Genomic DNA, 19,668 nt, shown 5'->3' with positions numbered 1-19,668 from the left:
GCGACCTCAGCGGAGCCGGATCGGCAGGTCGCGCGTTGCGGTGTTGCCGCTGGCATCACGCACCACGGCGCGCAGCACGTAGTCGCCGGCGGCCCGCTCTGCCGGATCCCACAGCGCCGGCTCCAGCCGGCCGTCGCGCACGAGGTTGTTGACCGCGTAGCGGAAACGCGTGCGCGAGGCGCCATGCACGGTGATGCCGCTGTCGGCGGCATAGGCGACGCGCACCGCCTCGCGATGCGGCGGCATGCGGTCGAAATCGATCGTCATGCGGGGCGTGCCGAAGTCCGGCAGCGACAGGCCGGCGGCGTCGAGCAGTTGCCAGCCCAGCGCGTGCAGGCCCAGACGCCGACGCGGCAGATTACCGTCGACCTGGTCCCAGGCTTCGACGACGATCTGCACGCCGCCGCCCTCGCGTGGTACGACCAGGCGTCCGTCCTCGCGCGTGGTCATCGGCTGGTCGAACGCGTCGAGCAGGGCGAGATCGTCGATGCGCGGCGCCACGGTGTCGACGAAGTTGTGGAACCCGAGCGCGACCGCGTTGCGCTGGTAGCCCGGCGGGCCGACAACCAGATGCACGTGCGCCTGCGCGTTGATGGTGCCGAGCGCGTCGCCTGCACGCAGGTGCGTGCCGCGCGCGATGCGCACCCGGGCAGTGCGGCCGTCGTCGCCGGCGACCAGTCCGAAACGCGGGTCCAGCGCGTCGCCGCGCGGCGTGCGGCCGACGCGCATGTGCACGTAGGCCAGATCGTCGACCGTCAGCTGTTCGGCCTGGTGGCCGTAGCCAGTGGCGCCCGTCGGCAACAGGACCTTCGCATCGGCAATCGCCATCACCGGGCTGCCGACATCGCCACGCACGTCGAATCCCGCATGCAGGTGGCTGCGCGACTCGCCACTGAAGTTGCCGCGCACCTCCCCCAGCGTGCCGACCAGTTCGTGCCAGCCGTCCTGCGGCGCCAGCGGCCAGCGGCCGCGCGTGTCCGGCAGCGCCGCATCGGGCGCAGGCCCGACCTGCGCGTTGGCGAGATTCTGTTTGGCGCGCTGCGGGCGCACCTGCACGATGCGCTGCACGCGATACGCGGCGGCATCGGCCACCCACAGCCGGTCCTGTGCGTCGAACGCGAGCCCGGTGGGGCGCGCGAGCCGCTGCGCCATGTCACGCCCGGTCAGCACACGGGCGCGACCGTCGGGTTCGATCTGCAACACGCGCCCCTGGGCCAGCTCGCCGACATACAGGCGCTGCTGCGCATCCAGGGCGATCGACACCGGCGAGGCCGGCGCCGCATCCGGTTCGTCTCCGTGCAGGGCCAGGGTCGTCGTCATACCGTCGCTGGCGACATGGCGCAGCGCGTGGTTGCCGGTATCGGCCACCCAGAGTCCGCCATCGGTGTCGACGGCGATCCCACCCGGCATATCGAACTGCGCCACGGCGCCCGCGCCATCGGCGAGACCCGGACGCCCCTCGCCCGCCAGCGTGCGCACCGTGCCGGCTTCGATGACACGGATGCGGTCGTTGAAACCGTCGGCGACGAACACGCGGCCCATGGCGTCCACCGCCACACCGGTCGGCGCGTGGAAGCGCGCCTGCAGCGCCGGGCCGTCGGCGAAACCTGCATCGCCGGTGCCCGCGAGCGTGGTCACCACACCATCGGACGTGATGCGGCGGATCGCGTGGTTGCCGGTATCGGCGACATACAGCGTACCGCCCGCGTCGAGCGCGAGACCGGACGGCGTGTGGAAACGCGCATCGGCGCCGCGCCCATCGACGAAACCTTCGAGGCTGCCGGCGAGCGTGTCGACGCGGCCATCGGGGTGCACGCGACGGATGCGGTTCGACGCGCCGCCATCGGCGACGAAGGCAGTGCCGTCCGCCGCCACAACGATGCCGAAGGGATCGTCGAACCGCGCCTCGGAACGCGCGCCATCGCGCACGCCACGATGGCCGTCACCGGCGGCCAGTTCGATGCGCGACGGCAGGCCCGCCGGTGGCGGGCCGAGTACGGGACGCTCGGGCGTACGCCAGTCCCAGAAGAAGCTTGCCGCGAAGGCGACCGCCGTCAACGCGGCGACGCCCCACAGCGCGCGGCGCAGGCCGGGCCGCACCTGCCGCCTCACGCGGTCAGTCGACCACGCGGCAGAACACCGCCTTCAGATAGCGCGATTCCTGCACATGGGCCATGAACGGATGATCCGCGCCCGCGCCCGAGACCTTGAGGATCTGGATCGTGCGGTTGGCATAGAACGCCGCGCGCCGCAGCATGTCGAGGAACTGTTCCTCGCTGACCAGACCCGTGCACGAGAACGTCGCCAGCAGGCCACCCGGCTTGACCACGCCGAGCGCGAGCTTGTTCATGTCGAGATACTTCTTCAGCGCCGGAATCACCTGCTCGCGGTCGCGGGTCATCTTGGCCGGGTCGAGCACGACGACATCAAAGGCATCGCCCGCGTTCGACGCATCGCGCAGCCACGGGAAGATGTCGGCCTGGACGAACTTGATGCGCGCATCGTTGAGCTTCGCGTTGCCCTTGGCGATCTCGATCACGTCTTCGTCGATGTCGATGCCGACGACTTCGCTGGCGCCACGCACTGCGGCATACACACCGAAACCGCCGGTGTTGCAGCACAGGTCGAGCACGCGCTTGCCGGTCACCTGGCGGCTCAACCACTCGCGGTTCTCGCGCTGGTCGGCGAAAAAACCGGTCTTGTGGGCGCCGGCCGGATCGGCGCGGAAGCGGATGCCGTACTCGGTGATGATCGCCGGATCGGCCGGCACGCTGCCGCGGTAATCGAAGCTTTCCTGCTTCTGCACGTGCTCGTCGGCGAAGCTGTGGAAGCGGCAGCCGGGGAACTGTTCGGTCAGCGCTTCGTAGATCCACTCGCGATGGCGGAACATGCCGGCGCTGAAGAATTCGACGACCAACAGGTCGCCGTAGCGGTCCACGACCAGGCCCGACAGGCCATCGCCTTCGCTGTGGACGACGCGCCAGGCATTGGACACGTCATCGAGTTTCAGGACCTCGCGGCGCAGCGACACGGCCTCGGCGATCTTGCGCGAGAACCAGCCGGCATCGACCGGCACGTCGGGATGCGTTTCGAGGATGCGCACGGCGATGCGCGAATGGCCGTTGTAGAAACCGCGGCCGATCCACTCGCCTTCGACGCCGACGACATCGACGATGCTGCCCGGCTTGGGGCGCTGCGCCGGCTTTTCGACGAGGCGCTGGAAAATCCACGGATGGCTGGAGCGCCAGGCGTTTTTCAGCCGGACGACGGGATAGGAAGTCTGCATGCTGCGAATTCTACGGGGTCGCCGACGGCGACGCCCGCAGTGCGCACGTCGATCAGGCCGGCACCGGCATCGCGACCTCGACATCGCGGTCGATGACCCGGTCACGGCCCGCGCGCTTGGCCAGGTACAGGCGGCGGTCGGCCATCGCCAGCAGCGCGCCGAGATCCGGTGCGCGGCCTTCGCGGACGTGGGCGATCCCGATCGACAGCGTGACTTCGATGGCGGTGCCGTCGATGACCGGCGGCTGCGCGGCGAGCAGAGTGCGCAGCCGCTCGGCGCATTCGGCCGCTTCGCCGAGACCGCAACCGGTGAGCAGCATGCAGAACTCGTCGCCACCGAAACGCCCCACGAGGTCGTTCTCGCGGGTGCCCGTACGCAGGCGTGCCGCCACCGCCGCCAGCACCGCGTCGCCCGCGGCATGGCCATGGGCATCGTTGATGGCCTTGAAGCTGTCGACATCGATCATCAGCAGGGCGGCCAGCCCGTCGTTCTGCGCGCGTGTGAGGCGCCGCTGTGCGAGCTCGAAGAACGCGCGCCGGTTGTGAATGCCGGTCAGCGCGTCCTCCGCCGCCAGCCCCTCGAGCCAGCGCTGCTGGCGTTCGAGCTGCAGCAGCAGGAACGCGAACGTCGCCAGCACCGGCGCGATCAGGAAATAGGCGAGCGCGATCTGCTGGCCGGGCGTGATCTCCGGCCCGAATGCGGGTCCGCTCTGCGGCCACCAGGCCTGCTCGACAAGCCGGTAGACACAGACCAGCGCCGCGGTGACGAACAGCACCACCAGCGCGCGCTCGGGCCACGGTCGACGGCCGCGCCGCCGCAATGGCGCACGCGCGGCCAGCAGCACGGTCAGCAGCGCAGCGGTCCAGAACATGCCGATGCGCTGTTCCGGGGCCGGCCCGGGCAACAGCAAGGCGAGCAGCAACAGCACCGACGGCAGATAGACCACCGCCCATGACAGCGCAGTCCGACCCGGCACCGCCGGCAGGCTGCGCAGCAGTGCACGCAGCATCGCCGCATAGCCTGCGACCAGCAGGGCGCAGGCGAGCGCCTGCATCGCGCCACCGAGCACCGTCAGCGGCACGCCGAACAACGGCCAGGCGAGGGTCTGCAGTGCAAGGCCGGCCGTCCACTCGCGCAGCCCGGCGCGTTCGCGGATCCGCTGCTCGCGCAGCACCAGCCACGTCATCGCCGCCAGCGACAGCGCCAGCAGCACGAACATCGACAGCAGGGTCACTTTCGCAGCACCCATCGGAACCCGCACCCATTCACGACAGCACGCAACGTTAGCGCGTGCGGGATGAAGCCGATGGTGCCTGCGTCACGCATCGGACGCTGCGGTCCCGGCTTGCAACCGCGGGATCCGTCGCCATGCTGGGGACATGCACCTCGACAGCCCCGACGACGTCGCCGATTCCGACACGCAGCGCCAGCACGACAGGCGCCGCCTCTCCAACGCACTCAAGGCGAGCGTGCTGTTCGTGCTGCTGCTGTGCATCGTGTTCGGCGTACAGGCGGCGATCGACTGGCGCTTCCTCGCGGTGAAGCCCGGCGAATGGAGCGGTCTGCTCGGCCTGCTGACCGCGCCGCTGCTGCACGGTTCGCCCGAACACCTGATCGCCAATGCCAGCGCACTGCTGCTGCTCGGCTCGCTGGCGCTGGTGGTCTACCCGCGCGCTACGCTGCGCGGCCTGCCGCTGATGTGGCTGGGCTCGGGCCTGGGTGCCTGGCTGATGGGCAACCCCGGCTCGCATCATCTCGGTGCCAGCGGCGTGACCCACGGGCTGATGTTCCTGGTGTTCGTGCTGGGCCTGCTGCGCCGCGACCGGCCCTCGATCGCCGCCGGCATGATCGCCTTCCTGTTCTACGGCGGCATGCTGCTGACGATCCTGCCGCAGGAGCCCGGCGTGTCCTGGCAGTCGCACATGGGCGGCGCGATCGGCGGCCTGCTGGCCGCGTTCTGGTTCCGCCATGCGGACCCGGTGCCGCCGCGCCGGCGCTACAGCTGGGAGATCGAAGAGGAAGAAGCCGCCCGCGCCGAACTCGAACAGCGCAATACCTACGAGCCGCCCGCGCCGCACGATGTGCCGGTGCTGTGGGAGCGGCCGACGGAAGAACCGCGTGGTGTGGTGCTGCGGTTTCCGGATCGGCGACGCGATCCGGATGGCGATCGCTGACGGCAGTTCGCGGGACACCGCGGTGAACGGTCCGACCGGCGCACCGCGTGCCTGTCGATACCGGCGTCGATGCACTACATTGGTGCAATGGCCGACGAGACCCCACCGCCGCAACCGTTCGACGCGCTGACCACGCCGCTGGTGTGGGCCGGCCCAGACGGGCGCATCCGGGCCTGCAACGTGGCCTTCGCGCGGTGGCTCGGCGTCGGGCGCAAGCGCCTGATCGACCAGCCGCTGGCAGCGCTGGAGGTCGATGGCGAGGTCCTGCGGCTGGCGTTGCGCACGCCCGGCGATCCGTCCGACGGCCCGCTGCGGGTGCGCCGGCTGGTGCTTGCCTTCCTCGGCGGCGATCCGCGCTTCGCCGATGCGTGGCTGACCTACGAGGCCGATGGCGGGCTGCTGCTCGAAGCGCATCCGGTCGACGAATTCCCCGGCGCCGATCCGACGCTGGCGATGCCGCTGGCGCTGTCGGCGGCGCTGCGCGGACTGGCCCACGAACTGCGCAATCCGCTGGCCGGGCTCAAGGGCGCCGCGCAGCTGCTGGCGCGGCGCGTCAGCGATGGCGAATCGCGCGAACTGGTCGCCCTCGTCGATACCGAAGTCGCACGGCTGGGCACGCTGGTCGACCAGTTGCTGTCGCCGCGCGCGCCCACGCCGCATCGCCCGCTCAACATCCACGGCGTGCTCGAACAGGTACTGCGTCTGGCCGAGGCCGACGCCGGCTGGGCGGTCCGGATGATCCGCGACTACGACCCGAGCCTGCCGGAACTGTCCGGCGATCCGGACCGCCTCACCCAGACGATCTGGAACCTCGTGCGCAATGCGATCCAGGCCGGCGCCGCCAACATCACCCTGCGCACGCGTGCCGCGCTCGGCGTGCGGATCGGCGACGAGGTGCACGCGATGGTGTTGCGGCTCGAGGTGGTCGACGACGGCCGTGGCGTGCCGGACGACATGGTCGAACAGATCTTCCTGCCGCTGGTGTCCGGCCGCCCCGACGGCAGCGGTCTGGGCCTGGCGATGGCGCAGCAGGTCGCGCGCGAACACCGCGGCGCACTGGTCTACCGTTCGCGCACCGGACATACCGTCTTCACCTTGCAGCTGCCCTTCCCTGTCGAGGACGACGTGCCCGACACCGCCGCCATCCGTGCGCCGGAGGCGCCCGCCGCATGAGTACGCCCGCCCCCCGCATCTGGGTCGTCGACGACGACCGCTCCGTCCGCTTCGTGCTGGCCACCGCGCTCAGCGAAGCCGGCTACGACGTGTCCGGTTTCGACAGCGCGCAGGCCGTGCGCGATGCGCTGGCCCAGCGCCCGCCGCCGGACATGCTCTTCACCGACGTGCGCATGCCCGGCGATTCGGGTCTGCAGCTGCTCGATGGCCTGAAGCAGAAGCACCCGCAGCTGCCGGTCGTGGTGATGTCGGCCTACACCGACGTTGCCAGCACCGCCGGCGCCTTCCGCGGTGGCGCGCACGAGTTCCTGTCCAAGCCCTTCGATCTCGACGAAGCCGTTGCGCTCGCCGCGCGCGTACTCGGCGATCACGACGTCGCACCCGATGACGCGCCGCAGCCGACCGGCGACAGCGATGCACTGGTCGGCGACACCGCCGAAATGCGCCAGCTGTTCCGCGCGATCGGCCGCCTCGCGCAGGCGCCGGTGTCGGTGCTGGTCACCGGCGAGACCGGCACCGGCAAGGAACTGGTCGCGCGCGCGCTGCACCGCGAATCGCCGCGCGCGCGCAAGCCTTTTGTCGCGCTCAACACCGCGGCCATTCCGGCCGAGCTGCTGGAGAGCGAACTGTTCGGCCACGAGGCCGGTGCGTTCACCGGCGCGTCGCGGCGCTACATCGGCCGCTTCGAGCAGGCCGACGGCGGCACCCTGTTCCTCGACGAGATCGGCGACATGCCGGCCTCGCTGCAGACGCGCCTGCTGCGCGTGCTGGCCGAGGACGAATTCTTCCGCGTGGGTGGACGCGAACTGATCCGCGTCGACGTGCGCGTGATCGCCGCGACCCACCAGGACCTGGAGCATCTGGTCGCCGAAGGCCGCTTCCGCGCCGACCTGCTGCATCGCCTCGACGTCGTGCGCCTGCGGCTGCCACCGCTGCGCGAGCGCCGCGAAGACGTCGGCCAGCTTGCCGAGCGCTTCCTGCAGGCGGCCGCCGAGAAACTCGACGCGCCGCCGAAGCGACTCGGCCGCGCCGCATTGCAGCGGCTGCGCGAACACGCCTGGCCGGGCAACGTGCGCGAACTGCAGAACCTGTGCTGGCGTCTGGCCGCACTGGCACCGGCCGATCTGGTCACGCCGCAGGATCTCGACGGCCTGCTGACCGCACCGGCCGCCGCCCCGCACGATGCGACCGGCGACCCGGTCGCCGCGGGTGACTGGGACGACGCCCTGCGCGCGTGGGCCGATGCACGGCTGCGCGCCGGCGACGACGACATCCACGCGCAGGCCCGCGAACGCCTGGACCGCGCCCTGCTCGAGACGGCACTGGTGCACACGGGCGGGCGGCGCGCGGAAGCCGCAACCCGTCTCGGGGTGGGCCGCAACACCCTGACCCGCAAGCTCGGCGCGCGCCGGCGCCGCAGTTGAACCCCCTTCATCGACGCGCCGTGTGCGCGGGCTAAGGTGACCGCCATGAACCGTACGATCCGACTTCCGATGCTCGCGGCCGCAGCCGCGACCCTGCTCGCCGGCTGTGCCAGCGCCCCGCGGCCCGCCGCACAGACCCCGCCGCCGGCGATCACCGCGATCGCCAGCACCGGCACCGCCCAGGGCGCGATCGCCAACCTCGCCTCCGCGTCCGGTTCGCTGGTCAGCGGCCGCCTCGTGCTGTCGCCCGACGTCGGCGGCGTCCGTGTGCGCGGCGAAGTCGGCGGACTGGTCCGCAACGGCACCCACAACCTGCGCCTGCACACGCGTGGCGACTGCAGCGCGGTCGATGCGACCAGCGCCGGCGCCGAATTCGACGCGCAGCAGGGCACGCCATCGCGACTGCCGGACTCCGGCGAACGCGGCCGCATCGTCGCCAATGGCAGCGGTGTCGCCACGCTCGACCTTCTGCTGCCCGGTGCGGTCCTCGGTGGCGGCGCGGCCAACGACATCGTCGGTCGCGCACTGCTGGTGCTGGGTGCAACACCCGGTGCCATCAGCGCGCGCGTGGCCTGCGGGCCGATCCGGATCCAGTAACCGGCGACGCCTTGCTCACGCGGTCCCGACCGGATCGCACCGATGCTGGCGTCCAGGTTCCACCGCGCGAAGACGCGCCCAACCCCTTCGAGGAGAGCACCATGCGTACCCATCGATTCCTGCTGCCGGTCCCCGCCGCGCTGGCCCTTGCGCTCGCTGCCTGCGGCGGTACCGACACTGCGGACACCGGCAACAACGCCGCCGCCGAGGCCGACCGCGCCGCCGAGACCACGGCCGCCACGCCGCCCGCGACACGCCAGGCCGCAGCAAGCGCGATGGCCGCGCTGCAGCCGACCGCAGGCAACCAGACCGCGGGCGAACTGCGCTTTGCCGTGGTGGATGGACGCATCGAAGTCACCGGCACCGTGACCGGCCTGCCGGGCGGTGGCACCCATGGCTTCCACGTGCACGAAACCGGCGACTGCAGCGCGCCGGACGGCAGCAGTGCGGGCGGTCATTTCAACCCGGGCAGCACCGACCACGGTCGCGTGGGCCAGGGTGCGCACCACGCCGGCGACAGCGACAACATCACCGCGGGCACCGATGGCACCGCGCAGGTCTCGGGCTGGCTCGAGGGCGCGACGATCGGTGACGGCGCGGCGACGGACATCGTCGGCAAGGGCGTGATCGTCCACAAGGACGCCGACGACTACGCGACCCAGCCGACCGGCAACGCCGGCGACCGTCTCGCCTGTGGCGTGATCCAGGCCGGCTGACCGCCGCGCCCGCCGTTCAGGCGCCACGCGCCCCGCCGCACTGCGGCGGGCGCATCGAGGCCGGCCGGCACGCCGTTCCGTGGCGCCCGTCCCATCGCAATCGCAGCCCACGCGATGGCGCTGCGGACAATGGCGATGAGGGAGGGCGTCATGGCCATCGAAGCGGCACTGATCAAACCTGTTGTCGACGCACTGCTGGCGCTGTTCCAGCAGGGCAGCGAGCTGAAGCTGAAACGCAATGCGCAGGCCGCAGTGCGTGAGGCGATCCGCGAGCTGCTGCAGGCCAATCCGGACGAGAGCCGGGCAGCGGCGCGGATCGCGATCGCGCGGGCGGCCGGCATTCTCTCGGAGGATGTGGTGCTGGCCGAAGACATGCTCCAGAAGCATCGCGCCACCCGTGCCCGCACCCGGGGCAAGTCCGCCACGGGACGGCGTCGTGTTCCACCGGTGCCGACCGGAGACACGGCTGCGCCGGGTCAGCCGGCCGAATCACCGCCGGCCGGCACCGCGACATCACGCTGAGCCTGCAAGGCTGCAGCCTGGTGTCCGGAGCGTCCCATGACAGGCATCCTGGTGTTCGCCGCAGTCAGTGCGCTGTGGTGTCTGAGCGAACTGTGGATCGGCCTGCGCCACCGCGCCGCCGACCGCAGTCGCGACGGCGGCACGCTGGCCAGACTGGTGCTGGTGATCGGTGGCAGCGTGTCGGTCGCCTTTCTGGTGTCGGTCTGGCAGCCGGGGCGCCTGCCGCCCGCCTGGCAACCTGCCCTGCTCTGGAGCGGCTGCGTGCTGATGCTCGCCGGGATGCTGTTCCGCTGGTGGGCGGTCCGGGTGCTGGCCCGGCACTTCACCGTCGACGTGGCGATCGCCGCCGACCATGAGCTGATCCGCCGCGGGCCCTATCGACATCTGCGCCATCCGTCCTACACCGGCCTGCTGGTGACGTTCCTCGGCTTCCTGTGCGCGCTGGGCAGCTGGCTGGCGCCGCTGGTGGTTGCCGCGCCGCTGTGGATCGCCCTGCGTGGCCGCATCCGGATCGAGGAAGCCGCGCTGGCGGCTGCGTTCCCGGTCGAGTACCCCGCCTATGCGCGCATGACCCGGCGCCTGGTGCCCGGCGTCTGGTGACCTGCATCGCGTGGATGCAGCGGGTCGGCCCGGGCCAGCAGTTAAGCTGTACCACCCCGCACGTTGCCGACCTCGCATGACCACCCCGCCCACGACCGCCCTCAGCGACACCGAACTCGACCGGCTGGATGTGCTGCTCGACCGTTGCACCGACCCCGAAACCGGCCTCGGCAATCTCGAGATGCTCGACGGTTTCCTGTCCGCGCTCGCGGTCGGTCCGGTCGACGTCGAACTGCCGACCGTGTTCCCGGCGGTCTGGGGCACGGGCGAGGTGCCGCGCCGCGACGAGCGTCAGACCCGCGAAGCCGAAGCGCTGATCACGCGACTGGCCGCCGAGGTCGAACAGCGCATCCGCCACGATCCTTCGGAAGCGGGCGATCGCGAATCGCTGATGCCGCTGCTCGGCCTGCCGCCCGAATCCGAAGGCGACGACGAGAAGGCTGAAGGCGCCAGTGCGCTCGACGGCATTCCCGAAGACTTCCCCTTCGCCGCCGCCTGGGCCGCCGGCTTCCTGCGCGGCGCTGCGCAATTCGAAGACGACTGGGCGAAGTGGATGGAAGACCACGAGGCGATCGACAACGATCTGGGCGTGATCACGCGCCTGGCGATCGTGGATCCCGCGCAGCTCGCGGACGCGGAGATGACGGCCGAGGAAATGCTGACCCTCGACGAGCGATTCGACCTGACCTACGACCTGCCGGACATGCTCTACGACATGTACCTGCAGCGTCTGCACGACCGTCGCCCCGCGCCGGCCAAACGCGCCGACGTGCCCGGCCGCAACGATCCCTGCAGCTGCGGCAGCGGCAAGAAGTACAAGAAGTGCTGCGCGGACCAGGCCTCCGCGTAAGCTGCGACCCGGCGCGGACGACACGCGCCGACGTTGCCTGATCCCGCATCGATCGCACGCCGTCTGCCGGCGCGCCGCGTTTCAAGGAGCCCCGTCATGACCCGCACCATCCTCATCACCGGCGGCACCTCCGGTTTCGGCGCCGCTGCCGTCGCGCGTTTTCTCGCCGGCGGCTGGCGCGTCGTCGCCACCGGCCGTCGCGCCGAACGGCTGCAGGCGCTGGTCGATGCGCACGGCAGCGAACGCCTGCACACGGCCGCGTTCGACATCCGCGACGAAGCCGCGATGCACGCCGCGCTCGACGCGCTGCCCGCGGAATTCCGCACCATCGACGCACTGGTCAACAACGCCGGCCTCGCGCTCGGTACCGCACCGGCGCAGCGCGCGGACCTCGCGCAGTGGCGGCAGATGATCGACACCAATGTCACTGCGCTGGTCACGCTGACGCACGCGCTGCTGCCGACGCTGATCGAACGCCGCGGCGCGATCCTCAATGTCAGTTCGGTTGCCGGCAGCTATCCGTATCCCGGCGGCAACGCCTACGGCGGCACCAAGGCCTTCGTCACCCAGTTCTCGCTGGGACTGCGCAGCGATCTGCACGGCACCGGCGTGCGTGTGACCTCGATCGAGCCGGGCCTGGCCGAGACCGAGTTCACCCTCGTGCGCACCAGCGGCGACCAGTCGGCATCCGACACGCTGTACACCGGCGCGCAGCCGATCGTGGCCGACGACATCGCCGAGACGTTGTGGTGGGTGGCCAACCTGCCGCCGCACCTCAACATCAACCGGCTCGAAGTGATGCCGGTGAGCCAGTCGTTCGCCGGTTTCCAGATCCACCGCGACGCCTGATCCAGCGTCGCGGTCTGCCGGTTACGGCAGCGGCGCCCAGACCAGTTCGCCGTCGCGGCGCACGATGTGGCCCAGTCCCGGATACGGGAAATGCGGCGAGGCCACGGTGACGCCGCTGTCGGCCGCGCGCACCAGCAGGGCTTCGCGGCTGGCTTCGGCGGCCGGCGCATCGCCGTCGAACGCGATCGTCCACTGCGGCCGCTGCACCGACACTGCGAAGTGGTGCGCGCCGTCGCCGATGTAGAGCAGGCGCGCGTCGCCGTCGACGATCTCGTAAGCGCTGTGACCGGCTGTATGGCCTTCGACCGCGACTGCGGTGACGCCCGGCACGACTTCGGCGCCGGGTGCGAACGCATCGACGCGCGGTGCGATGGCGGCCGCCAGCGCGGCATTCGGTGCTTCGGCCTGCAGCGCCTGCCATTCCGGCGCCGAGAGGTGCACGGTCGCGTTCGCGAACACCGCCTGGCCGGCGTCGTCGACGAGCCCGCCGACGTGGTCGGGATGTGCGTGGCTGATGAAGATGTCGGTGACCTGTGGCGGCTCGACGCCAGCGGCGCGCAATGACGCCGGCAGACGGCCCGCATCGGCGAAGTCGGCGTCGCCGGCACCGGTGTCGAACAGCAGCACACGATCGCCGCTGCGCACCAGCAGCGCCTGCACGCTCAGGTGCACGGTGTCGGTGGGTTCGCCGGCCTTCGTCAGCAGCGCATCGACTTCGGCCTTCGGCGCGCCGATGCCGAGCGTCTTGCCGTCATTGGGAAAGCGGATGTCGCCGTCGCGCAGCACCGCTGCGTCGAGCGTGCCGATCCGGAAGTGATGCACGTCGGCGTTGTCGGCAGCAGGCGCGGCGTCGGTCGTGGCCATCGGCGGCGGTGGTGCATCGACGGTGGCCGGCGGCGGCGCGGGCTCGGCGCAGGCCGCGAGCACTGCGGCGAGCGCGAGGGTCAGAACGGCACGGGTGGGATTGAAGTGGCGCATGACGGATCTCCATTCGACGTGGAACGCGGCAAGCCGCGATAGCGCCGCAGCATAGACCCGCCACCGGATCCGATTGCCTGCACGGGTGGCCCGCTGCATGTCACCCGGACGCGACGCGATGGCGATGCGTGCGGAAAATTCCGATGCGACAACGCGGTGCTGCGCACGCAGCCGCGTTGCTAACGTGTCTGCCACACCCTCGGCAGGACGCCATGCCCATGAAACGAATTTCCGTCGCGGCGCTCGCGTCGCTGTTGCTGCTCGGCGCGACGCTGACCCAGGCCAATCCGCGCGGCGCCGCCCATGTCGAGTTCGTGTTCCAACTCGCGGACGCGAACCGGGATGGCGTGATCACGGCTGCCGAAAGCCACGCCGCGACGGCGATCGAGTTCCGCAAGCACGACATCGATGGAGACGGTCTGCTGAGCTATGCGGAAATCCGCAAGCAACAGCTCGATGCCGGCGCTTCGCAGCTTCCGCCGGACGTCCAGTCGAAGGTCATCTCCGCCACATTCGCTGCTTACGACGTCGACGGCGACGGACGCATCACGCTGGACAACTACCAGCAGGCGCAGCTCGGCCTGCTGCTGCAGGCCGACTTCAACAAGGATGGCCAGGTGACACTCCAGGAGGCGCGCCAGCTGCATGGCGTGGACGCGCCCTGACCGCCCGGCGCGTCACTCCAGCGGCGTGTCGTCCAGATACGTGTAGCCGGTGAGTCCAGCTTCCAGCGCATCCTTGAGCCGCTGCGATTCGTCGGCGGCCAGCGCGGCATCGTCGACCAGCGCGGTGTAGCGCGCGCGCAGGTCCTCGAGGCGATAACCCACGTAATCGAGCATCACGTCGGTGGTATCGCCGCGACGCTGCTGCACGACCGTGATGCCGTCGCCCTCGATCTTCACTTCCACCGCGTCGGTGTCGCCGAACAGGTTGTGGATGTCGCCGAGGATTTCCTGGTACGCGCCGACCATGAAGAAGCCGAGCCGATACTGCTCGCCCTTGCGCAGCGGATGCAGCGGCAGCGAGGTGTCGAGATCCTCGTTCTCCACGTAGATGTCGATCTTGCCGTCGGAGTCGCAGGTCAGATCAGCAATCACGCCGCGACGCTCGGGCAGTTCATCGAGGCGCTCGATCGGCACGATCGGGAACACCTGGTCGATCGCCCAGACGTCCGGCATCGATTCGAACACGCTGAAATTGACGAAGTACTTGTCGACCAAGCGCTCGTTGAGTTCGTCGAGCAGCGGGCGATGACTCTTCTCGTCGAAGGTCAGCCGCGCGCGCACCGCATGCGCGATCGCATAGAACAGATCGTCGATGCGCGCGCGATGCGTCAGGTCCATCTGACCGAGCGCGTACAGCGCCAGGCCTTCAGCGTGCTGGTGCTGCGCTTCGTGGAACAGCTCGACCGCCGGACGCGAGGTGAGTTCGGCATGCAGTTCGCGCAGGTTCGCGACGACTGCAGGCTCGTCATCGTGCACGTCGGGCACGCGGCCTTCGGGCGCACGTTCGACCTCGGACACGTTGGCGACCAGCACCGCGTGGTGCGCGGTCATCGCGCGGCCGCATTCGGTGACGATGCGCGGCGGCGTGAGGCCGTGCTCGACGCAGGCCTGCGCAAGCGGCTGCACGATCGAACCGGCGTACTGGCGGATGCCGTAGTTCACCGAGTTGTAGCTGCGCGAACGTGTGCCTTCGTAATCGACACCCAGACCACCGCCGACATCGACGTGGCTGATCGTCGCGCCGAGCTTGGTCAGCTCGACGAAATAACGCACCGCCTCGCGCATGCCATTGGAGATGTCGCGGACGTTGGAAATCTGCGAGCCCATGTGGAAATGCAGCAGCTGCAGGCAATCAGCCATGCCGGCGTCACGCAGCTTCTTCCACAGGTCCAGCAGCTGGCGCGGATTGAGGCCGAACTTGGCCTTGTCGCCGCCGCTGTTCTGCCACTTGCCGGCGCCGAGCGACGCGAGGCGCATGCGCACGCCGAGGCCCGGCTTCACGCCGAGCGCGGCGGCTTCTTCCATCACCAACGCGAGCTCGGACGGCTTCTCGACGACGATGAAGGTCTGCAGGCCCAGCTTGCGGCCTATCAGCGCGAGGCGGATGTACTCGCGGTCCTTGTAACCGTTGCAGACCACGAGGCCGCCTGGACGCGACAACGCCAGCACCGCCATCAGTTCCGGCTTGCTGCCCGCTTCCAGACCGAAGCCGTCGCCGTGGTGCGTGGCCAGCGTGCCGGCCACGCCCTGGTGCTGATTGACCTTGATCGGATAGACGGCCGTATAGCCGCCCGGATACTCCCACTCGGCCTGGGCCTGCGCGAAGGCCTCCTGCAATCGCGCGAGGCGATCGCCGAGGATGTCGGGGAAGCGCACCAGCATCGGCAGCTGCGCGCCGTTCGCGCGCGCGGCGTCGACCGCCTCGGGCAGCGCGATCGACGGGCCGTGCTTGCCGCGCGGCGACACCACGATGCGGCCGGCGTCATCGACGTCGAAATACCCCTCGCTCCAGTGCGGGATCGAGTAGGTCTTGCGGGCGAGGTCGGTGGACCAGGCGGTCATCGGCGGCATTCCGGTCAAGCGTGAAGGCCGCATAGTCTAGGGTCTGGCAGCCGAACCTGTGGTGACACCGGCCGCAGCCACGCTCAGAGCGCCTGTCCCTTCCCTCGTCGATAGACCGGCGCGCCGCACAGGCGCCGCACCTGCTTCGTCAGCGTCGCGGCGTCGCTGCCGGTGAACACGGTGTGGCTGCCCGGCAGCTGCAGTGCTTCCGACACCGCGCGCAGGCCGGCGGCTTCGCTGGCGATCGAGCCGCGCCAGTCCAGCAGCAGCACGTAATGCGCGGACTGTTCGACCATCGCGACCTGCTTGCGCACCAGCCACGCGCTGACGATGCGTTCGTGGCTGGCAAGCGTGGCGGTCAGGCGCCCCAGCGCGGCGGTGTCGAGATCGTGCGGCTGCAGCGCATCGCCATCGGCATCGGCAACAGCATCGCGATCACGCAGATCGTCGGCGCGCGGGGCAAGTTCGTTACGCAGCGCGGTGATCCGGGTGGCCGTGTCGGCATCCACATCGGGATCGCGCAGAAGTGCCGCCAGCGCCTCGCCGATCGGTCCGACCGCGCCGGCATCACGCGCGACCGCCTGACGCAGATGGGTGATGCCGCCAACATCGCCCGCCTGCAGCTGCCGCAGTCCGAGCCGGAACGCGACCATCGCGCTGTCCGGATGCGCGGCATGCGCGCGCGCCAGTACCGGTAGCGGATCACGGTCGATCTCGACTGTCTCGAACAGACGCGCATGTTCGACGGCTTCGTCGGCCGAGCGCTCCGGCAAGGCGTCGAGCGCATGGAAACGTGCGCGATCGTCCGCGCCCGCGGCGTGCAGCGCCCGCCATTCCGTCTTCAGTTGCGTGCGCCAGTGCTGGTCCAGCTCGCGTTCGATGGCGTCCAGCGCGTCGCCGAGCCACACCGATGCAGGTTCGCCGGGCGTGCGCAAGACGGCAGACACGCCCAACGCTTCGAGACGCGGCGCCAGCACCGGATGCGTGTCATAGGGGTCGACATCGCGATCGGCAATCGCGAGCAGACGTGCCGGATCCGGCTGTGGCGCTGCGCGCAGGCCATCGATCAACGGCGCAAGCAGCTGCGCCGGCGGATGCGATTGCACGCGGGCGCGAGCTAATACGCGCGGCCACAGCGTCGACTGCATCCGCCCGCTGCCGTGTTCGATGCGCAGCAGCGCACTGGCCATCGCGTCCCGGCTGACCACCCGCGCCGCAGTTGCGTCGGCGCGGAACTCGTGCGCCCGCGCGAGCACGAAGCTCCACGCATCGAACAACGGCGCGTACCAGGCATAGAAATGCGCGATCGGCAGCGAGAGCAGGAAGCCGCTGCGCGTCAGGCCGTCGACGGCGCGATACCAGGTGAAGCGCACCCGGTAGAGCCAGCCGGCGAGGCGGCCGTGCTGTTCGCCGAAATGCCCGAACTCGTGCGCGATCACCGCGGCAGCCTCGTCGCGATCGAGCAGCTGCAGCAGCGGTAAACCCAGCACCAGGTAATGCCGGTGTCCGGCGAGGCCGAGCAGACGCGGCAGGCTGGCCGCGGCGGCATTGAGCTGGGTGTCGATGACGATGCCGGCCAGCGGCGGTGCACCGGTCGCCTGGCGCAGACGCTCGACTTCGGCCTGTAGTGCTGGCGCCTCGTCCGGTGCCAGCAATCGACCGTCCGGCACCTCGAAGCGCACCCACAGCGCGCGGACGAGCGCGGCGATCCCGGCACCGGCGATCAGCAGCACGATCGCCAGTTGCGGCTCGAAACGGACGCCCTGCACGAGCACCCGCCATGCGATCGCGAGCGGCGCGGCCAGGAGCAGCAGCAACAGCCCAATCAGGAAACCGTAACCGGCGAGTGCCAGCAGCAGGACCCGGATCAGATATGCGCGCGGGGCGGCGGCGGCGAGGGTTTCGAGGCGCTGGACCCGCGCGCGATGGCGGGCAGTAGCGGCCTGCGCCGCGCGGCGATCTTCCATGGGCTCGGGCGGCGTCGGCAGCGGGTGCGTCGCAGTATCGCATCGGCCCGGACACGAAGCCGACACCTGGACTTCGCTACAATTTCGCCCCTCGCGCACGGCCCCGCTGCCACCGGCCGCAGCCCGATTTCCCTTTATCCGCTTTGCAGGACACCTCATGACCGCGCCCAACTGGCTCTACGAAAACTTCGAAACGGCCGGCTCGGCCATCGGCTTCCGCGTCAACGCGAAGCTGGACGAGGTGCAGTCGCCGTTCCAGAAGATCGAGATCTACGAGAGCACCGACTGGGGCAACGTCATGCTGATCGACGGCGCGATGATGGTCACCACGCGCGACAACTTCCTCTATCACGAGATGATGTCGCACCCCGCGCTGTTCACCCATGCCGCGCCGAAGACCGTCGTCATCATCGGTGGTGGCGACTGCGGCACGCTGCGCGAAGTGCTGCGCCACCCGGGCGTCGAGAAGGCCGTGCAGTGCGACATCGACGAGCAGGTCACGCGCATGGCGGAGAAGTACTTCCCCGAGCTGTGCGAATCCAATGGCGATGCGCGTGCCGAGATCCTGTTCGACGACGGCATCGCGTACATGGCGAATTGCGAGCCCGGCAGTGTCGACATCGTGATCGTGGATTCGACCGATCCGGTCGGTCCGGCCGAAGGCCTGTTCAACAAGGCGTTCTTCGAAAGCTGCCACCGCGCGCTGAAGGACGACGGCATCCTCGTCCAGCAATCCGAATCGCCGCTGGTGCTGCTGGAGCTGATCCAGGCCATGCGCGCCGAGATGGGCAAGGCCGGTTTCACCACGTTCCAGACCCTGCCGTTCCCGCAGCCGTGCTACCCGACCGGCTGGTGGAGCTGCACGCTGGCGCGCAAGGGCCAAGGCTTCGATTTCCGTGAAGCCGACGCACGCGCCAAGCCGTTCGAAACGCTGTACTACACCGCCGACATCCACAAGGGCGCGCAGTCGCTGCCGCCGTTCGTGGCGAAGGCGCTCGGCGAGGGCTGAACGCAGGCTTCGGCCACCCGTTGCAGATACGACGAGGCCCCGCATTGCGGGGCCTCGTCCGTTCCGGCGGCGCGATTCTCTGCGCCCGCCGTGGGACCTCAGATCGCGTCGGAATCCAGCTCGCCGGTCCGGATCCGCACCGCGCGCTCCAGGTCGTAGACGAAGATCTTGCCGTCGCCGATCTTGCCCATGCCGGCCGACTTGAGGATCGCTTCGACGACGTTGTCGACGATGTCGTCGGTGATCACGATCTCCAGCTTCACCTTCGGCAGGAAATCGACGACGTACTCGGCGCCGCGATAGAGCTCGGTGTGGCCCTTCTGGCGACCGAAGCCTTTCACTTCGGTGACGGTAATGCCGTTGACGCCGACATCGGCAAGCGCTTCGCGCACGTCGTCGAGCTTGAACGGTTTGATGATGGCCATGACCATTTTCATCGCATGGGCCTCCCCGGTATGGATTCGCGGACAGGATACGCCACGCTCACGCGACGCCCGACACGATCACGGCAACCGCGGCTTGTCGCGGCCCCACCCGCATGCTGTAGTGCCGCCCCGCTAGGCGCCGGGATTCTCCTACCGCGCCCCGGGAGCGCTGCCGACGGCATGTCCGCACCCCGCGCGCGAGTCTGGCCATGCTGCAACCGAGGACATTGTCATGATCGACCTGAACACCATCGACGAGTTGGCCCGCCGCCTGAGCGGACTGGTGCCGCCGGGCCTGCGCGAGAGTCGCGAGGATATCCAGGAGAACTTCAAGGCGGTCCTGCAGTCGGGACTGGCCAAGCTGGATCTGGTGACCCGCGAGGAGTTCGAGGTGCAGCGCGCGGTCCTGCTGCGCACGCGCGAGAAGCTCGAAGCCCTCGAGGCGCAGGTGCGCCAGATCGAAACCCAGACGTCGCCCGCGCACACCACCGCCGGCCCGTCTGACACCGCAGGCAACATCGCCCACTGAGG

The 19,668-nt window shown here is 69.8% G+C and carries 19 protein-coding genes; 12 read left to right on the top strand and 7 right to left on the bottom strand.

Going from position 1 to position 19,668, the window contains the following annotated elements:
- Positions 1-6: 6 nt before the first annotated feature.
- The 3 genes from AC3A4E_RS15965 to AC3A4E_RS15955 are packed head-to-tail and all read right to left on the bottom strand — an operon-like array spanning position 7 to position 4,535.
- The gene (locus AC3A4E_RS15965; RefSeq protein ID WP_487632691.1) at positions 7-2,088 is read right to left on the bottom strand and encodes a gluconolaconase; all 2,082 of its coding nucleotides are present in this window, start codon (positions 2,086-2,088) and stop codon (positions 7-9) included.
- Positions 2,089-2,116: 28 nt separating this feature from the next.
- Positions 2,117-3,286 carry a class I SAM-dependent rRNA methyltransferase gene (locus AC3A4E_RS15960; RefSeq protein WP_487632471.1) on the bottom strand — a complete coding sequence of 390 codons (1,170 nt, stop codon included), beginning with the start codon at positions 3,284-3,286 and terminating at the stop codon, positions 2,117-2,119.
- Between the two features lie 52 nt (positions 3,287-3,338).
- On the bottom strand, positions 3,339-4,535 hold the full coding sequence (locus tag AC3A4E_RS15955; protein ID WP_487632470.1) for a GGDEF domain-containing protein: 1,197 nt from the start codon (positions 4,533-4,535) through the stop codon (positions 3,339-3,341).
- Between the two features lie 130 nt (positions 4,536-4,665).
- On the opposite strand from AC3A4E_RS15955, the gene AC3A4E_RS15950 reads away from it, so the two are divergent.
- The 9 genes from AC3A4E_RS15950 to AC3A4E_RS15910 all read left to right on the top strand — a co-directional run bounded on the left by AC3A4E_RS15950 (position 4,666) and on the right by AC3A4E_RS15910 (position 12,191).
- On the top strand, positions 4,666-5,460 hold the full coding sequence (locus AC3A4E_RS15950; RefSeq protein WP_487632469.1) for a rhomboid family intramembrane serine protease: 795 nt from the start codon (positions 4,666-4,668) through the stop codon (positions 5,458-5,460).
- Positions 5,461-5,547: 87 nt separating this feature from the next.
- A complete protein-coding gene (locus tag AC3A4E_RS15945; protein WP_487632468.1) occupies positions 5,548-6,633 on the top strand; it encodes a two-component system sensor histidine kinase NtrB in 1,086 nt (361 codons plus the stop codon).
- Complete coding sequence (gene ntrC / locus AC3A4E_RS15940) at positions 6,630-8,057, top strand: nitrogen regulation protein NR(I) (RefSeq protein WP_487632467.1); 1,428 nt, start codon at positions 6,630-6,632, stop codon at positions 8,055-8,057. The genes AC3A4E_RS15945 and ntrC overlap by 4 nt, the downstream gene beginning before the upstream one ends.
- A gap of 45 nt (positions 8,058-8,102) precedes the next feature.
- Entirely contained in the window at positions 8,103-8,654 is a 552-nt protein-coding gene (locus AC3A4E_RS15935; protein WP_487632466.1) for a superoxide dismutase family protein, read from the top strand.
- 101 nt (positions 8,655-8,755) lie between these two features.
- The gene (locus AC3A4E_RS15930; protein WP_487632465.1) at positions 8,756-9,370 is read left to right on the top strand and encodes a superoxide dismutase family protein; all 615 of its coding nucleotides are present in this window, start codon (positions 8,756-8,758) and stop codon (positions 9,368-9,370) included.
- A gap of 150 nt (positions 9,371-9,520) precedes the next feature.
- The gene (locus AC3A4E_RS15925) at positions 9,521-9,892 is read left to right on the top strand and encodes a hypothetical protein (protein WP_487632464.1); all 372 of its coding nucleotides are present in this window, start codon (positions 9,521-9,523) and stop codon (positions 9,890-9,892) included.
- A 36-nt stretch (positions 9,893-9,928) separates the two neighbouring features.
- Positions 9,929-10,492: a methyltransferase family protein gene (locus tag AC3A4E_RS15920; RefSeq protein ID WP_487632463.1), complete on the top strand. Its 564-nt coding sequence runs from the start codon at positions 9,929-9,931 to the stop codon at positions 10,490-10,492.
- Positions 10,493-10,568: 76 nt separating this feature from the next.
- Entirely contained in the window at positions 10,569-11,342 is a 774-nt protein-coding gene (locus tag AC3A4E_RS15915; RefSeq protein WP_487632462.1) for a UPF0149 family protein, read from the top strand.
- Positions 11,343-11,438: 96 nt separating this feature from the next.
- Positions 11,439-12,191, top strand: coding sequence for an SDR family NAD(P)-dependent oxidoreductase (locus AC3A4E_RS15910; RefSeq protein ID WP_487632461.1), 753 nt, complete (start codon positions 11,439-11,441; stop codon positions 12,189-12,191).
- Positions 12,192-12,212: 21 nt separating this feature from the next.
- Here AC3A4E_RS15910 and AC3A4E_RS15905 read toward each other — a convergent pair whose 3' ends face one another.
- Positions 12,213-13,169: an MBL fold metallo-hydrolase gene (locus tag AC3A4E_RS15905; protein ID WP_487632460.1), complete on the bottom strand. Its 957-nt coding sequence runs from the start codon at positions 13,167-13,169 to the stop codon at positions 12,213-12,215.
- A gap of 218 nt (positions 13,170-13,387) precedes the next feature.
- Between AC3A4E_RS15905 and AC3A4E_RS15900 the strand changes: the two genes are divergently transcribed.
- Complete coding sequence (locus AC3A4E_RS15900; protein ID WP_487632459.1) at positions 13,388-13,834, top strand: EF-hand domain-containing protein; 447 nt, start codon at positions 13,388-13,390, stop codon at positions 13,832-13,834.
- Positions 13,835-13,846: 12 nt separating this feature from the next.
- Here AC3A4E_RS15900 and speA read toward each other — a convergent pair whose 3' ends face one another.
- Together speA and AC3A4E_RS15890 are read right to left on the bottom strand one after the other, a co-directional pair.
- Positions 13,847-15,736 (bottom strand): arginine decarboxylase, encoded by a 1,890-nt coding sequence (gene speA / locus AC3A4E_RS15895; RefSeq protein WP_487632458.1) that lies wholly within the window; start codon positions 15,734-15,736, stop codon positions 13,847-13,849.
- An 83-nt stretch (positions 15,737-15,819) separates the two neighbouring features.
- On the bottom strand, positions 15,820-17,703 hold the full coding sequence (locus AC3A4E_RS15890; RefSeq protein WP_487632457.1) for a M48 family metallopeptidase: 1,884 nt from the start codon (positions 17,701-17,703) through the stop codon (positions 15,820-15,822).
- Between the two features lie 157 nt (positions 17,704-17,860).
- Here AC3A4E_RS15890 and speE point away from each other — a divergent pair, with 157 nt between their 5' ends.
- Positions 17,861-18,712 (top strand): polyamine aminopropyltransferase, encoded by an 852-nt coding sequence (speE, locus tag AC3A4E_RS15885; RefSeq protein WP_487632456.1) that lies wholly within the window; start codon positions 17,861-17,863, stop codon positions 18,710-18,712.
- Positions 18,713-18,810: 98 nt separating this feature from the next.
- Here the strand turns inward: speE and AC3A4E_RS15880 are convergent, their stop codons facing one another.
- The gene (locus AC3A4E_RS15880; RefSeq protein ID WP_232136472.1) at positions 18,811-19,149 is read right to left on the bottom strand and encodes a P-II family nitrogen regulator; all 339 of its coding nucleotides are present in this window, start codon (positions 19,147-19,149) and stop codon (positions 18,811-18,813) included.
- Positions 19,150-19,369: 220 nt separating this feature from the next.
- On the opposite strand from AC3A4E_RS15880, the gene ubiK reads away from it, so the two are divergent.
- The gene (gene ubiK, locus AC3A4E_RS15875) at positions 19,370-19,666 is read left to right on the top strand and encodes a ubiquinone biosynthesis accessory factor UbiK (protein ID WP_487632455.1); all 297 of its coding nucleotides are present in this window, start codon (positions 19,370-19,372) and stop codon (positions 19,664-19,666) included.
- Positions 19,667-19,668: the final 2 nt, after the last annotated feature.

The sequence above is a fragment of the Luteimonas sp. Soil_N_1 genome, from assembly GCF_057656255.1.
Note: the sequence above shows the minus strand (reverse complement) of the source record. Positions and strands in the feature narration are given on the sequence as shown.

Excerpts from the sequence above, each read along its gene's own strand:
- AC3A4E_RS15960 (WP_487632471.1), bottom strand. The coding sequence starts at position 3,286 with ATGCAGACTTCCTATCCCGTCGTCCGGCTGAAAAACGCCTGGCGCTCC.
- AC3A4E_RS15955 (WP_487632470.1), bottom strand. The coding sequence starts at position 4,535 with ATGGGTGCTGCGAAAGTGACCCTGCTGTCGATGTTCGTGCTGCTGGCG.
- AC3A4E_RS15950 (WP_487632469.1), top strand. The coding sequence starts at position 4,666 with ATGCACCTCGACAGCCCCGACGACGTCGCCGATTCCGACACGCAGCGC.
- AC3A4E_RS15945 (WP_487632468.1), top strand. The coding sequence starts at position 5,548 with ATGGCCGACGAGACCCCACCGCCGCAACCGTTCGACGCGCTGACCACG.
- ntrC (WP_487632467.1), top strand. The coding sequence starts at position 6,630 with ATGAGTACGCCCGCCCCCCGCATCTGGGTCGTCGACGACGACCGCTCC.
- AC3A4E_RS15935 (WP_487632466.1), top strand. The coding sequence starts at position 8,103 with ATGAACCGTACGATCCGACTTCCGATGCTCGCGGCCGCAGCCGCGACC.
- AC3A4E_RS15930 (WP_487632465.1), top strand. The coding sequence starts at position 8,756 with ATGCGTACCCATCGATTCCTGCTGCCGGTCCCCGCCGCGCTGGCCCTT.
- AC3A4E_RS15925 (WP_487632464.1), top strand. The coding sequence starts at position 9,521 with ATGGCCATCGAAGCGGCACTGATCAAACCTGTTGTCGACGCACTGCTG.
- AC3A4E_RS15920 (WP_487632463.1), top strand. The coding sequence starts at position 9,929 with ATGACAGGCATCCTGGTGTTCGCCGCAGTCAGTGCGCTGTGGTGTCTG.
- AC3A4E_RS15915 (WP_487632462.1), top strand. The coding sequence starts at position 10,569 with ATGACCACCCCGCCCACGACCGCCCTCAGCGACACCGAACTCGACCGG.
- AC3A4E_RS15910 (WP_487632461.1), top strand. The coding sequence starts at position 11,439 with ATGACCCGCACCATCCTCATCACCGGCGGCACCTCCGGTTTCGGCGCC.
- AC3A4E_RS15905 (WP_487632460.1), bottom strand. The coding sequence starts at position 13,169 with ATGCGCCACTTCAATCCCACCCGTGCCGTTCTGACCCTCGCGCTCGCC.
- AC3A4E_RS15900 (WP_487632459.1), top strand. The coding sequence starts at position 13,388 with ATGAAACGAATTTCCGTCGCGGCGCTCGCGTCGCTGTTGCTGCTCGGC.
- speA (WP_487632458.1), bottom strand. The coding sequence starts at position 15,736 with ATGACCGCCTGGTCCACCGACCTCGCCCGCAAGACCTACTCGATCCCG.
- AC3A4E_RS15890 (WP_487632457.1), bottom strand. The coding sequence starts at position 17,703 with ATGGAAGATCGCCGCGCGGCGCAGGCCGCTACTGCCCGCCATCGCGCG.
- speE (WP_487632456.1), top strand. The coding sequence starts at position 17,861 with ATGACCGCGCCCAACTGGCTCTACGAAAACTTCGAAACGGCCGGCTCG.
- AC3A4E_RS15880 (WP_232136472.1), bottom strand. The coding sequence starts at position 19,149 with ATGAAAATGGTCATGGCCATCATCAAACCGTTCAAGCTCGACGACGTG.
- ubiK (WP_487632455.1), top strand. The coding sequence starts at position 19,370 with ATGATCGACCTGAACACCATCGACGAGTTGGCCCGCCGCCTGAGCGGA.